The 13,126-nt window shown below is 62.1% G+C and carries 11 protein-coding genes; 9 read left to right on the plus strand and 2 right to left on the minus strand.

What is annotated here, in order from left to right; translation table 11 throughout:
* Positions 1-7: 7 nt before the first annotated feature.
* Entirely contained in the window at positions 8-808 is an 801-nt protein-coding gene (locus CHEJ32_RS0119870; protein ID WP_028035354.1) for an IclR family transcriptional regulator, read from the minus strand.
* Positions 809-1,104: 296 nt separating this feature from the next.
* Between CHEJ32_RS0119870 and CHEJ32_RS0119875 the strand changes: the two genes are divergently transcribed.
* The 4 genes from CHEJ32_RS0119875 to CHEJ32_RS0119890 all read left to right on the plus strand — a co-directional run bounded on the left by CHEJ32_RS0119875 (position 1,105) and on the right by CHEJ32_RS0119890 (position 5,797).
* Positions 1,105-2,289, plus strand: a complete 1,185-nt coding sequence (locus CHEJ32_RS0119875; protein ID WP_051469789.1) for an ABC transporter substrate-binding protein — start codon at positions 1,105-1,107, stop codon at positions 2,287-2,289.
* 130 nt (positions 2,290-2,419) lie between these two features.
* Positions 2,420-3,304 (plus strand): branched-chain amino acid ABC transporter permease, encoded by an 885-nt coding sequence (locus CHEJ32_RS0119880; RefSeq protein WP_034658820.1) that lies wholly within the window; start codon positions 2,420-2,422, stop codon positions 3,302-3,304.
* 5 nt (positions 3,305-3,309) lie between these two features.
* The gene (locus tag CHEJ32_RS25440) at positions 3,310-5,106 is read left to right on the plus strand and encodes an ATP-binding cassette domain-containing protein (RefSeq protein WP_051469790.1); all 1,797 of its coding nucleotides are present in this window, start codon (positions 3,310-3,312) and stop codon (positions 5,104-5,106) included.
* Positions 5,099-5,797 (plus strand): ABC transporter ATP-binding protein, encoded by a 699-nt coding sequence (locus tag CHEJ32_RS0119890; RefSeq protein WP_028035357.1) that lies wholly within the window; start codon positions 5,099-5,101, stop codon positions 5,795-5,797. Before CHEJ32_RS25440 ends, CHEJ32_RS0119890 begins: the two co-directional genes overlap by 8 nt.
* A 38-nt stretch (positions 5,798-5,835) precedes the next feature.
* On the opposite strand, the gene CHEJ32_RS0119895 is transcribed toward CHEJ32_RS0119890, so the two are convergent.
* On the minus strand, positions 5,836-6,750 hold the full coding sequence (locus CHEJ32_RS0119895) for a LysR family transcriptional regulator (protein WP_028035358.1): 915 nt from the start codon (positions 6,748-6,750) through the stop codon (positions 5,836-5,838).
* Between the two features lie 145 nt (positions 6,751-6,895).
* Between CHEJ32_RS0119895 and CHEJ32_RS0119900 the strand changes: the two genes are divergently transcribed.
* From CHEJ32_RS0119900 to CHEJ32_RS25450, 5 genes are read left to right on the plus strand one after another with little or no spacing between them, the layout of a single operon-like run.
* Entirely contained in the window at positions 6,896-7,693 is a 798-nt protein-coding gene (locus CHEJ32_RS0119900; RefSeq protein WP_028035359.1) for a shikimate dehydrogenase, read from the plus strand.
* 44 nt (positions 7,694-7,737) lie between these two features.
* On the plus strand, positions 7,738-8,997 hold the full coding sequence (locus CHEJ32_RS0119905; RefSeq protein WP_028035360.1) for an FAD-dependent oxidoreductase: 1,260 nt from the start codon (positions 7,738-7,740) through the stop codon (positions 8,995-8,997).
* Positions 8,998-9,015: 18 nt separating this feature from the next.
* Positions 9,016-11,151 carry an FAD-dependent oxidoreductase gene (locus CHEJ32_RS25445; protein ID WP_305803859.1) on the plus strand — a complete coding sequence of 712 codons (2,136 nt, stop codon included), beginning with the start codon at positions 9,016-9,018 and terminating at the stop codon, positions 11,149-11,151.
* 22 nt (positions 11,152-11,173) lie between these two features.
* Positions 11,174-12,064 carry an alpha/beta fold hydrolase gene (locus CHEJ32_RS0119915; protein WP_028035361.1) on the plus strand — a complete coding sequence of 297 codons (891 nt, stop codon included), beginning with the start codon at positions 11,174-11,176 and terminating at the stop codon, positions 12,062-12,064.
* 2 nt (positions 12,065-12,066) lie between these two features.
* Positions 12,067-13,026 (plus strand): LysR family transcriptional regulator, encoded by a 960-nt coding sequence (locus tag CHEJ32_RS25450; RefSeq protein WP_051469791.1) that lies wholly within the window; start codon positions 12,067-12,069, stop codon positions 13,024-13,026.
* Positions 13,027-13,126 lie beyond the last annotated feature (100 nt).

Here is a 13,126-nt window from a genome sequence, read left to right on the forward strand (position 1 = left end):
TGAGACCCTAGCGGGGTTTCGGCTTAATTGCGTTTTTCCCGTTCGGGGCGAAGACATGGGCGAATTCCGCTGCCGTATGCTCCAGCTTCTGTAGCAGGGCCGGCACGGATTGCGCGCCGATCCGCTCGGCTGGTCCGGTCATGCCGAGGGCATAAATCGGTGGCTGGCCAGGAACCAGCACGATGGGGTAGGCGATCGTGAACAGGCCGCGCACATGCTCGCCGTTCTCGATCGCGTAGCCCTGCTCGCGGATCTTGCGATATTCCTCTTCCAGCTGGCTGCGGTCGAGCAGGGTCCGCGGCGTCAGCTGGTTCAACTCGGTCTCCAGGATCGCCTCGCGCAGGCTCGGCTCCTGTAGCGCCGTCAGCAGCTTGCCCGTGGCCGTCGCATGAGGCGGCAGCGGATGCCCCGGCATGACATAGACCCCCACGCTTGCATCGGGCGATTCCATGACGACCGATCTGATCGTCGCGCCATAGAGACGGGCAATGAAGCATGTCTCGCCGGTTTCATCGGCCAAGGACTTCAAGAGACGCTTGCTGGCAAGCTCGATCCAGGCGGTGTCCGACTGCAGGATCTGCGACAGCCGCCGGCCGAGCGTATAGGAGCCGCGCCGATCGCCCGGTTCCACCAATCCGCTCGCCGAAAGGGCTGCAATCAGGCGGTTCACCGTCGTCTTCGGCAGGTCGAGCATGGTCTCGAGTTCGCGTATCGTGAGACCTTCGGGCGAGCTGACGACCGCTTCGAGGATTGTGATATAGCGCTCCAACGGGCCGGATTTCGGTTCGTGGTTTCTGGTCTGCGTCACCGGTCCCTAATCCTTCCTCTGCTGATAGCCCGACTCGGGGGACTTTACCTTCAAAGGATTTGTCGAAACGGGTCAACCGGGGTTCGCAATGTCCAGCCGCGCCGTCACCGCAATTGACTCACCCGCAGTAGCTCGTCTATATCACCGGAAAATGAATTTTTGTACCGAAAAATGGTACTAAAGAAAAAGGAGCCGCTGCGGGTCGGGCGAAGGCTTCTAAACACGCATCCGAAGTTTTCGACGCGGCTTCGAATGGGTGCAAGGATTGTCGTCGAGTATCAATGGTGAGGAACCACATGAAATTGACACGTCGCATATTTGCCGCGCTCGTCGCCACTGCCATGGGCGCGGTCGCCCCGGCGCTCGCGCAATCCGATGAACCCATCAAGCTGGGCGCCTTCGTTCCGGTTACCGGTGCGGGAGCCCTGGGGGAGGCTTCGTTGGTGGCTGTCGAACTCGCGGTCAAGCAGATCAATGAGGCTGGCGGTATTGCCGGGCGCCAGGTGCAAATGACGGTCGCCGATTATCAGACCGACCCGACGATCGGCGTCGGCGAGGCCAACCGCCTGGTGCACCAGGTCGGCATCGACATGGCCGTCGGCCCGACCTACAGCCAGGTGACGCTTGCCGTTCTGCCGCTGCTGAGCGCAGCGCAGATCCCATCGATCAATGTCTCTGGTTCCTCCACCATCACCCCCGCCGCCGGCCCGTACAGCTTCAGCATGTTGCCGAATGCCGAGACGCAGGCACGCGCCATGGTGGACAATGCCGCATCGCAATTCGGCGCCAAGAAGGTCGCAATCTTCTCCGACAATGGCGCGCAGGCCAAGACTGCCGTAGCCGAGATCCAGAAAGTCCTGGAGGAAAAGGGCATCGAGCTCACCGGTATCCAGGAATACAACTACAACTCAAAGGACCTGACACCTCAGCTGCTCGCACTGCGCTCGGGCGAGCCGGATGCGATCCTGCTCTTCACGTCGACCGGTGACGATACCGCCAATGTGCTGCTCAGCCGTGCCCAGCTCAACTGGGACGTCAATATTTCCGGCAGCTACGGCGTTTCGCTTGCCACGCAGGCGCTTGCCGCCGGCGGCCCCGAGCTGTTCAAGAACGTGATCGCGTTGAACTATGCCGGCTTCACCTACTGCAAGGCGGACGGCAAGCCGCAGAAGGCGATCGATCTGGTGGAAGCGGTAAGGGCCTACAAGCCTGGTTCCGCCGATCGCTATCCCATGAACTTCCTGGCCCTCTTCTACGACTCGGTCTTTATTCTGAAGGCCGCGGTGGAGGGCAACGGTGGCGACACCTCCGGTCCGGCAGTGGCGAAATGGATCGTGGAGAACATCTCCTCCTTCGACGGTGTCAACAAAGGTCTGGCTGCAAGCGCCGAATCCCACTTCCTCGTCGGCCCTGAGGCGCTTTCCGTTGTGAAGCCCGACACGATCGATGAATACGGCATCCAGGAGCGCGCCGGCTGCTGACTTCCCATCGGGCGCCGTCTAGCGGCGGCGCCTGCAGGCCGCACAAGGACGCTGCAGGCGAGTGAAACTACGCATCGTGCTTTCCCAAGGCCGTTTGGCTTTCAGGCCGATGCTGTAGCGGAGTGTGAATATGAGCATTGACGAACTGGCGCTGATCCTTGTGCGCGGTCTGGGGCAAGGCGCGATCTACGCCCTGATCGGCATGAGCTTCAATATCGTGGTGAATTCGAGTGGAATCCTGAATTTCGCCAATGGAGCGCTCCTGGTCCTCGCCGGGGTGCTGGCCTATTTCATCCTGCCCGCAACACCGGATTGGACGATCTGGATCCTGGCGGCGGTGGGGATCGCGGCTTGCCTTTTCGTTTTCGTGTCGCTCCAGGGTGTGTTGACCCTGTTCCCGCTCAAATCCTCTGTTGAACAGCACTCCTGGCTGATCACCACCATGGCGATCTCGGTGATCCTTTCGGCAGGAATCCATCTTTATGGCGGCTCTCTGGCGTTCCGGGTGCCGAGCATTCTGCCGCCCGTTTCCGTGTTCGGGTTGAGCACGCCCTCGGCCTATTTCCTTTTGATGGCGCTTGCCGTGTTCTGGTTCGTTGTCATCCGCTGGTTCCACCAGAAGACCTTCACGGGGCTTGCGATGAGCGCGATCGCGCAGGATCTTGACGCGGCCAAGGTGGCAGGCATTTCGGTGAAGCGTATTCAGCTTGTTGCTTTCGGCATCTCCGGACTGGTGCTGGCGACCACCGGCTTCGTGGGTGCGCCCGTTATCAACATCTCCGCCGACACGGGCATAGGCTATCTACTCAGCGGCTTCACGGCCCTCGTCATAGGCGGTCTCGGCAGCAATCTCGGCGCCATGGTCGGTGGCGCGCTGGTTGGCGTCATCTCCATGTTCGCGGCCTACCGCTTCGGCGGCATTTACCAGGACACCGTCACCATGGGCCTTCTGATCGCCGTCCTCATGCTCCGGCCTGAGGGTATCTTCGGTCTCGCGGCCGCCCGGAAAGTTTAGGAACCATGTCTCAAGATATAGCCCTGGATACCGCTTCCACTCCTCCGGCCGCATCGCAGCGCCTGAAACTGCCGTCTTCCGTCTGGCTGGGCATTCTGGCGATCGCAGCTTCGATTCTTGTTCCGGGCGCGCTCGGCAATCAGTACTGGACGTACACATTTACCCTGGTGACGCTCTATATCGTCGTCGCCATCATGCAGAACATGCTGATCTCCGAAGCAGGTCAAATGTCGTTCGGCCAAGGTGCGGTCTTCGGCATCGCAGCCGTGACTGCAGCGGTGATGACAGGCCTGCACGGCCAGCCCTTCTGGCTATCGGCGATCGGCGGCGTCGGCGCGGGCCTCGTTCTCGGCGCGCTGTTTGCCGCTCCCGCGCTGCGCGTCCAGGGATATTATCTGGGCTTCGTCACCCTGAGCGCAGCACTCGTCTTCCCGCAATTGCTGATCGCGTTCGACAGCATTACCGGCGGTGTCAACGGTGTGCCGGCATTTGTCATGTCGCTCGCGACGCCCGTCTACGGTTCGATCACGCCTCTGTCCATTCTCGCGGTCCTCTTCGCCGCCTTCGCGCTGCTGTTCCACGCGGTGCTTCCGCATACGGTGCTGGGCCGCAGGATGATCATCGTCTCGAACAGTCCTGAGGCTGCCCAGGCGCTTGGCATCCATCCCGGAACGATCCGCTCGATCGCCTTCCTGATTGCCGCGTTCGGCACCGCGATCGCGGGCGTGCTTTATGTGCCTCTGGTCGGTTTCGTCGGCCCGACGGCATTCCGGGTCGATTTCTCCATCTTCTTCTTTCTCGCGGTCATTGTTGGCGGGCAGGGCAAGCTGCTCGGCCCGATCATCGGAGTGTGGCTTCTCCATCTGGTGCCCAACGTCTTCCTTGCCGATTTTTCGCACTACCGCTTGCTCATCTACGGCGTCGTCGCACTTGCGGTGATGCTGGCATTTCCTGACGGCGTCGTCGGCACCCTGTCTAAGTGGATTACCTCACGCCGCAGCGGCTCGGAGAAGGTGACCGTCTCGCTGCACGACGCGCTCAGGAAGGATGACGAGCTTGCCGCTTCGCCTGCACCGCGCCCGGAGGACGGCGCCGCCCTCATTGAGGTTCGGGAGGCACGCAAGTCCTTCGGGAACGCAGTCGCGCTGGGCGGAGCATCGCTTTCCGTGAAGGAGGGCACCATTCACGGGCTGGTCGGCCCCAACGGTTCGGGCAAGACGAGCATGCTCAATACGATCTCCGGCTTCATGCCGCTCGACAGCGGCAAGGTGGAGCTGTTCGGTCGCAACGTCACCAGGCTCGCGCCTTGGCGCCGCACGCGCATGGGGGTTGGCCGCACCTTCCAGACACCGCGCATCTTCGACCGTTTGTCGATCTGGGAAAACGTGCAGATCGGGCGTGAAGGCTTCGGTCGCGCCGGAGGTGAGAACGGCCTGGCGAAACTCGGTTCGCTTGCCGCCAGGTGGCGACGGCAGGATCCTTCGCTTCTTCCGCATGGCCAGCGGCGCTTGCTCGAAATCCTGCGGGTGATGGAATCCGATGCTCGCGTGATCCTGCTGGATGAACCCGCAGGCGGACTGTCGCCGGAGGAAAGGGCGGATCTTGCGTATCTGCTCGTCTATTTCCGCGACAAGCTGGGCAAGACGATCCTGCTCGTGGAGCATGATCTCAGGATGGTATGGAACGTCGCGGACGAAATCACGGTCATGGAGACCGGAACCGTCGCGGCATCGGGAATGCCTGAAGAGATCAAATCCAATCCCAAGGTCAGGGCGCTGTTTACCGGAGGCGGGGATGCTTGAGGTCCAGGGGCTTGAGGCCGGCTATGGCCGGGTACCGATCCTGCGCAATATCAACCTCGTTGCACCGGCTGGGCAGCTCACTCTTGTGCTGGGGCCCAATGGGGCTGGCAAGTCCACCCTGCTGCGCACACTGGCAGGGCTGAACCGGCCGACGGCCGGTAGCGTGAAGGCAAACGGGCGCGAAATTACCGGTCTGGCGCCGGAAAGAATGGTCGCGAACGGCTTGCGGCTTGTGCTGGACGGGCACCGCGTCTTTCCGCGGCTCAGCGTGAGGGAGAATATTCGCCTCGGCGTGCGCGGAGACGCTTCCGACCTGGAGACGCGGCTCAAGGATGTCTACGAGGTGTTCCCGATCCTGCATGAAAAGCTGGATGACGCCGCCTCGAGCCTGAGTGGCGGACAGCAGCAGATGCTGGCGCTCGCCCAAGCCTTCGTCGCACGCCCAGATATCCTTCTCGTCGATGAGCCTTCGCTGGGTATTGCGGAGATGCTGATCCCGACGATCCTGGCGTTTCTGAAGCGTTGGGCAAGCCTCGGGACAGCCGTGCTCCTGGTCGAGCAGCGCATCGACATCGCGCTGAAATACGCAGACGGTGTCTATGTGCTGCGCGGCGGCGAAATCGTTCTAAGCGGCGACTCCGCCACATTGTCCGAGGGCGGGGCCATCGAGCGTCTCTATCTTGGAGATTAGCATGCTGGCCGAAAGCCGGGATCGGCTTCGGAAAACGGTCAGGCGGTGCCGATCCCACGCGAACGGGCTATGCCGGTCAGCGCCTGGATCAGTTCGTCCGTCGCCTTGGGGCGCGGGCGAAACCGGCACCAGTGCACATAGGCCGGGATCTCCACGCTGTCTTCGACCGGGATCGCCACCAGCTCCATCCGCTCGCAATCCATGGCAGAAAACTCGTCGATGACCGAAACGCCGATATTCTCATAAACGAAGGAGATCGCCGCCTCCACGAAATGGACGAACACGTCGGTCTTGCGGCTGACGCCTGCCCGCGCAAAGGTGGCATCGATATAGCGGCCGTGTGGTGTTTCGGAGCCGAAGGAGATCAGCACCTCGTCCGCCAGCATCCGCGGGGAGATGGAACTGTGATGGGCCAGCCGATGGGTCCGCGGCATCAGGCAGACGAGCTTGCCCTTCGCGATCACGGCCGTCTCGAGCGTCGGGTCGTTGGCCTCCGCGATCGTGGTAACGCAGGATCCCTGCCCGAAGAGAAGATAGTCGCGGATGTCTTTTTGGGAGAGGAAATCGCAATAGAAAGTGCGCGAACTGTAGCGCTCCTTGAGCACCTTCAGGGCTTTCGGTACCAGCCGCATGCCGATGCTCGGGGTGGTGCCGAAGCGGAAGACCGACGTGTCGCCCGTGGCGATCGAGTGTATGGCTTCCGATAACCGGTCGAACTGGCCGTAGACACGCTCCACCTCAACGAGGATGAGCTTCGCTTCCTCCGTAGGCACCAACCGGCCGCCAATGCGCTCGAACAATGTGGCGCCGATCTCATCCTCGAAGCGGCGGATCGTCATGCTTAGGCTCGGCTGGGAGACGCCGAGCTGTTGGGAGGCCGAGGTAAGCGAACCCGTCGCCATCACTGCGCGGAAAACCTCGATCTGCCTTTCCTTCAATCTCGGCTTGGCCATTACTTCAGTACCCAAAAGCGCGAAGGTCTATAACTTCGCATTATAGGACGCCTTTCATATTCTATTGGCCCGCGGGAGGGAAGGCCGGCATGTTCTCAGCCGCGGCAGCAAGATTACAAAGGCGGCGGCCGCGGAGGACACGCAGATGATCAAGGGCAGCACGCGCCTCGTCGCAATAATCGGCTCGCCGGTCGCACAGGTGAAATCGCCGGAAAATTTCAACGCGGCGTTCGCGCAGTCGGGCAGTGATGTGGCGATGATTGCGATGGATATCGCGCCGGAAGGCGTAGCGGACTTCCTGTCCATGGCGCGGCAGTGGAAGAACCTTGACGGGTTCGTGGTGACCATACCGCACAAACAGGCGGTTGCAGCCGGCATTGACGAGATCACGCCGCGGGCAGCACTGCTCGGCGCTACGAATGTCGTCAAGCGCGAAGCCGGTGGCAGGCTTATCGGCGACATGGTGGACGGGATGGGTTTCGTCGAAGCAGCGCGCCGAAACGGTTTTGTGCCCGATGCCAAGCGCGCGCTCGTCATCGGTGGCGGCGGCGCGGGCAGCGCGATAGCGCACGCGCTTTGCGAGGCGGGTGTCGCCTCGCTGGCGATCTCCGATATCGACATTGCCCGGGCGGAGCGCCTTGCGGGGCTTTTGCGCGCCGAATTCCCGGCGACCCAAATCGGCACGCAAGCCGGCGATCTCGGAGCGCTCGACCTGGTGGTCAACGCAACGCCGCTCGGCATGAAGGAAGGCGATCCGGTTCCGCTCGCCGAAAATGCACTGGCCGCGTTGAAATCGTCGGCGCTCGTCGCAGACGTGGTCACCTCGCCGGAGGTGACGCCGTTCCTTAAAGCCGCGATGGCGCGCGGCCTTCCGATACAGACAGGACCACAGATGGCGAAGGCGCAACTCGCGCTCCTCGGCGGCCATATGGGCGTGCTCTAGCGCGTCCCGCGGTAATTTCCAGCAAAGGCGTATCCACGAGAGGCATGACTAAGACCGTTGAGAAATATGATGTGGTGGTGGTTGGTGCGGGGGCCGGCGGCATAGCGGCAGCCGTGGGAGCCGCCCGGACAGGCGCGAGGACGCTTCTGGTCGAACGCTACGGCTTCATGGGCGGGGCGGTCACGAATGCGCAGGTGCTCGCCTATTGCGGATTTTTCGCCCGTGGCGAGACGCCAAGGCAGATGGTGCTCGGCATAGGACAGGATCTCCTTCTGGAACTGAGGGCGCTGGGCATCGATATCGCCCCGATCGTCTCCAAAAGCGGCTACTGGATCATCATGCTCGATCCAGAGGCGGCGAAGCTTGGCTTCGATCGCCTGGCGTGCAGAAACGACGTCAATATACGCCTGCACACGCGCCTGACCGGCGCCGAAGTGGAAGGTGAGCGCATTCGTTCCGTTACACTGGTCGACCATTCCGGGATGACGACCGTCGAAGCTGATGCCTTCGTGGATGCCAGCGGTGAAGCGACGCTTGCGACGCTGGCTGGCGTACCGCTGAGCCAGCCGGGCGGCGCAAATGCGCATCTTCAGGCGGCATCCTTTCCCATCCGCATCGGCGGGGTACCCGAAGACGTGGTCTTCGACCGCAAGATCATGGCCGCTCTCATCGCCGACCATAACAAGACAGCCGAGATGCCGATTTTGCGGGCCGATGGCGGTGTCGTTTCGCGTCTGCCGCTCAGCAACGACATATGGTGGATGGCGATCGATCTGGAAACCGACGGCATCACCGGCGAGAGCCTGACGGAAGTGGAACTCAAGGCACGCGAACTTGCCTGGCGAAACCTGGAGGTCCTGCGCCGTCATCCCGGTTTCGAAAAAGCCTATTTGGTTTCAACCGGCCCGCAGATGGGGATCCGGGAGACACGGCGGCCGTTCTCGCGCGCCGATGTGGTCGAGCAGGATGTCGTGGAGGGTCGCCGCCATCCGGACGGCATTGCCCGCGCGAGCTGGCCAATGGAAGTTCACGAAGCTCCCGGCCGCGCGCGGTTCGTGGATATCGGTGGGGAAGGCTTTTTCGATATTCGCGCCGGCGCGATCGAGGCGGTCAACATCGCCAATCTGCGGCTGGCCGGAAGGGTCATAGGTGCCGATCCGAAGGCATATGGCTCCATCCGGGTGATGGGCACAGCCTTTGCCACCGGGCATGCGGCAGGCGTATCTGCGGCACTCGCCGCAGGGGGGCATACCGACATCGCAAGACTGCGAAAGACATTGGAAGAGCAGGGCGCCGTCATCTGACGGCGTGGGGAGGAGCGAATGGACCGAAGCGGCATAGCAGAGGGCTACGACCTGATCGTGCTTGGCAGCGGTGCGGCCGGGCTCTCCGCCGCCGTCACCGCTGCCCACCATGGCCTGAAGGTCCTGGTCGTGGAGAAGGAGGCGCATTTCGGCGGCGCCTCGGCCATCTCCGGCGGTACGATCTGGATTCCCGGCAACCGGCAGGCTTCGGAAGCGAAGCTCGACGCGTCTTTGGAGAAAGCCAGAACCTACCTGATCCACATGGTCGGCGAAGGTATCGATCAGACGCTGGTCGATGCCTTCCTCGAACGGGGAGGTGAGGCGCTGGCCTTCCTGGAAGAAAACTCGGAGCTGAAGTTCAAGGTCCGGCCGTTCTCTCCCGATTATCACATGGAGCTGGAAGGGGCTTCCGACGGCGGCCGGGCATTGGAAGTCCTGGAATATGACGGTGGCAGGCTCGGCGACCGCTTCAGGGAGCTTCGCAAGCCCCCTGAGGGCATGCTGCTGTTCGGTGGGATGATGGTCAACAGGGCCGACGTGCAGCATTTCCTGAATGCGCGTCGTTCGTGGAGGTCTTTCAAGCATTGCCTGGGGCTGCTCGTCCGCTATGCAAAGGACAGGCTTTCCCATGAACGCGGAACACGCCTTGTGGTGGGAAATGCGCTGATCGCCCGTCTCGCCCGCTCCGCTCTCGATCTGGGTGTCGATCTCCGGACTGGTCTGAGGGTCGGCCGGCTGATCGAGGAGAATGGTCAGGTCTGCGGCGTCGTGGTGGAGACGGCGGAAGGCGAGCGGCCGATCCGCGCCCGCGCCGGCGTGGTGCTCGCAACCGGAGGCTTCGGAGCGTCCGAAGATGCAGGCCGTTGGCGGCCAAACACCGATGCGTCACATCGGTCCATGTCGCCCGCGGGAAATATCGGCGACGGCCTTGCGTTGGCCTCCGCCGCGGGTGCCTCCCTCGGGGAAGGGCTCGTGTCGAATTTCTACTGGACTCCCGTCTCGGTGCTGACGCATGAGGACGGTCGCGAGGAGAAATTCCCTCATCTCGTCACCGACCGTGCGAAGCCGGGCATAATCGCGGTGAACAAATATGGTCGCCGCTTCGTCAATGAGGCCGATTCCTACCATCGTTTTGTGCTTGCCATGCAGACCGATCCCGAGGCAAACTCGCCCTGCCATCTGGTCTGCGATTCAGCCGCGTTGGGCGCCTACGGTATGGGCCTGGCGCGCCCCGCGCCCGTTTCCAACGCGGCGCTGGTGAAGAGCGGCTATCTCATCGAGGCCCAAAGCATCGGTGAGCTCGCCTCCCGGATCGGCATCGATCCCGGTACGCTGAAGGAGACCATCGAGCGCTATAACGACGAAGCGGCGCTCGGTGCCGATCCCGAGTTCGGCAAGGGAAACAGCTCCTACAATCGGTCGATGGGCGATCCGAACCACAGGCCCAATCCCTGTCTCGCCCCGATCCGCCAGGCGCCGTTCTATGCGATCAAGCTCGTCACCGGCGACCTGGGCTCCGCGCGAGGAGTCCGTACGGACGCGAATGCGCGCGTGCTCGATGGCGGGGGATGGCCCATCCCGGGGCTTTACGCCGCAGGGAACGATATGAATTCGATCATGAACGGGACCTATCCCGGTCCGGGCATAACGCTCGGCCCGGCCCTGACTTTCGGCTATCTCGCCGCGCTCCATGCCGTTAAAGCGGCCCAAGTCGGAGCCGATTTTAAGAAAACACCATGCGTAGGTCCGGGGGTTTACAGCACCCTTTTTACGTTCGAAAGGACACACCGCACTCCAGGCGCGTCAAGCGGTCTCAATGAAGGAACATGCACGATGATCTATGAAATGCGTACCTATACGCTGAAGCCCACCAAGATGGCGGATTGGCTCGCCCTCTACAAAAACCATGCCCTTGCCGTTCAGCAGGAATATCTCGGCAAGCTGGTGGGCTTCTTCACCACGGAGTTCGGGACCACGAACCAGGTTGTGCATATATGGGCCTATGAGAGCCTGGACGATCGCACCGCACGCCGGTCGAAGATGGCGGCGGATCCGCGCTGGGCCGAGTTCAGCGCGAAAAACAAGGAGCTCGACGCGATATTGGAGCTGAAGTCCTCGATCCTCAAGCCGACGGATTTCTCTCCGCTGAACTGAGCAAAGAAAGAATGGATTTCCGATGAACGCCACCGCCGAACTGTTTCCGGGATTTCGGGAAGTTCAGATCGAGACGTCCCAGGCACGGCTTTCCGCGGTCATCGGCGGCTCTGGCGAGCCGGTCCTGCTCGTTCATGGCTATCCGCAGACCAAGGCGGCCTGGCATCGTGTCGCCGGTCCGCTCGCGGAACGATACATGGTCGTCGCCGTCGATCTTCCGGGTTATGGCGACAGCCGCGTCCGCGGCGAACCAGCGGATCCCGGCAGCAAGCGCTGGATGGGTGCCCAACTGAACGAGATGATGGCAGCGCTGGGGCACGGAAGCTATGCTGTCGTCGGGCATGATCGTGGCGCCCGTGTAGCCTATCGCATGGCGCTGGACATGCCCGAGATGGTGAGGGCGCTTGCCTCGCTGACGGTGGTGCCGACGGTCGATGTCTGGGCGGGTGCCGACAAAAAGTTCGGCATGGGGGCATTCCACTGGTTCATGTTTGCGCAGCCCTTCGACCTGCCTGAACGGCTTCTGGCCTCGGACCCGGACTATTTCCTCGACCTCACACTGAGGAAGATGGCGGGTAGCCTCGACAACCTCCATCCAGTCGCTTTGGCCGAATATCGCCGTGCCTTTCGCGATCCAGCGGTGCGGCACGCAATGTGCGAAGACTATCGTGCCGGGGCTGGCATCGACGAGCGACATGATCTGGAGGACAGGAGCGGCGGCCGCAAGATCGATTGCCCCGTCCTCGTGCTGTGGGAAGAGGGCAAGACTTTCGCCGGGCGCATACCGATCGATATTTGGAGGGATTGGGCCGCTGATGTTTCCGGCGGCGGCCTGCATGGTGGTCACCTGCCTGCCGAACGCGCTGCCGACGATGTCCTCGCCGCTCTCCTGCCGTTCCTGGGGCGGGCGTAGCGATGGGCGACGTGCAGACACGCGAGACGAATGCTGACGGCGAGCCCGTGCTGAGCCTGCGCCAGATCGAGGTATTCCATGCCGTGGTGCTGGCCCGCTCCATCACCGGCGCTTCCAAGGTGCTGAACGTCTCGCAACCCTCTCTCAGCCGCACCATAAGGCGCATGGAAGATCTCCTCGGCGTAGAGCTTTTCGCGCGGGAGAAGGGTGGCCTTGTTCCGACCTCCGAGGCGCTGCTGATCTTCGGCGAGGTGGACAATATCGTACGTCAGATTTCCGGCCTTTCCGGTCAGATTGCACGCATCATCCGGGGGGAGGCGACCGTGTTCCGCGTCGGCGCGACGGCAAGCGTTGCACGCGCCCTGGTTCCGCAGGCTTTAAAGGCGCTTTCCGTGACGGTGCCTTCGCTGGAGCTCTTCTTTGATGTGCTCGCCGTGGACCAGATGGAGGACTACCTCGTGACCGGCCGCGGCGAGTGCCTGGTCACCATCGCGAAAATGCGGCATCCGCTCATTTCCTCCGGACAAGTCGGCAAGGCCGGTCTGGTGGCCATCGTCCCGCGCAGCCATGCCCTTGCATCGCGCGATCTGATTTCAGCGCAGGATCTGGAAGGCGTGGATTTCATCGCCTTTCCCGCCGGCGGTGCTCATCACATCGTGGTCGACAAGTTTCTCAAGGAAGCCGGCGTCTCGGTCAACATCAAAGCTGTCGTTCGCTTTTCGGACACCGCGCTGGCGCTCGCCAATCAGGGGATGGGAATCGCGCTCGTCGATGCCCTTACGGCAATGGGCCCGATCGGCGATCAAGTCGTGGTGAAACACATCGAAAAATCGCCGGATTTCGACGTATCAGTCCTCTGGAACCGCAAGCGCCCGCGCTCCAACAATCTGAAGAAACTGATTGACATACTGCATAGGAGGCTCGACGAGCCTGATCTCATCGCACGAGCAGGTATGCCATGAAGGCATGACTGGCGAATAAATCGGTTATTGAATGACGGCGTTGCGACTGCAACAAAGTTCACAACAGCCCGAAGAGGCAGAACCTGGGAAGGAAGAAACG

The sequence above is a fragment of the Chelativorans sp. J32 genome, from assembly GCF_000518985.1.
In the GTDB taxonomy this organism is placed as follows: domain Bacteria; phylum Pseudomonadota; class Alphaproteobacteria; order Rhizobiales; family Rhizobiaceae; genus Chelativorans.

Excerpts from the sequence above, each read along its gene's own strand:
- CHEJ32_RS25450 (WP_051469791.1), top strand. The coding sequence starts at position 12,067 with ATGGGCGACGTGCAGACACGCGAGACGAATGCTGACGGCGAGCCCGTG.
- CHEJ32_RS25445 (WP_305803859.1), top strand. The coding sequence starts at position 9,016 with ATGGACCGAAGCGGCATAGCAGAGGGCTACGACCTGATCGTGCTTGGC.
- CHEJ32_RS0119895 (WP_028035358.1), bottom strand. The coding sequence starts at position 6,750 with ATGGCCAAGCCGAGATTGAAGGAAAGGCAGATCGAGGTTTTCCGCGCA.
- CHEJ32_RS0119905 (WP_028035360.1), top strand. The coding sequence starts at position 7,738 with ATGACTAAGACCGTTGAGAAATATGATGTGGTGGTGGTTGGTGCGGGG.
- CHEJ32_RS0119900 (WP_028035359.1), top strand. The coding sequence starts at position 6,896 with ATGATCAAGGGCAGCACGCGCCTCGTCGCAATAATCGGCTCGCCGGTC.
- CHEJ32_RS25440 (WP_051469790.1), top strand. The coding sequence starts at position 3,310 with ATGTCTCAAGATATAGCCCTGGATACCGCTTCCACTCCTCCGGCCGCA.
- CHEJ32_RS0119890 (WP_028035357.1), top strand. The coding sequence starts at position 5,099 with ATGCTTGAGGTCCAGGGGCTTGAGGCCGGCTATGGCCGGGTACCGATC.
- CHEJ32_RS0119880 (WP_034658820.1), top strand. The coding sequence starts at position 2,420 with ATGAGCATTGACGAACTGGCGCTGATCCTTGTGCGCGGTCTGGGGCAA.
- CHEJ32_RS0119875 (WP_051469789.1), top strand. The coding sequence starts at position 1,105 with ATGAAATTGACACGTCGCATATTTGCCGCGCTCGTCGCCACTGCCATG.
- CHEJ32_RS0119915 (WP_028035361.1), top strand. The coding sequence starts at position 11,174 with ATGAACGCCACCGCCGAACTGTTTCCGGGATTTCGGGAAGTTCAGATC.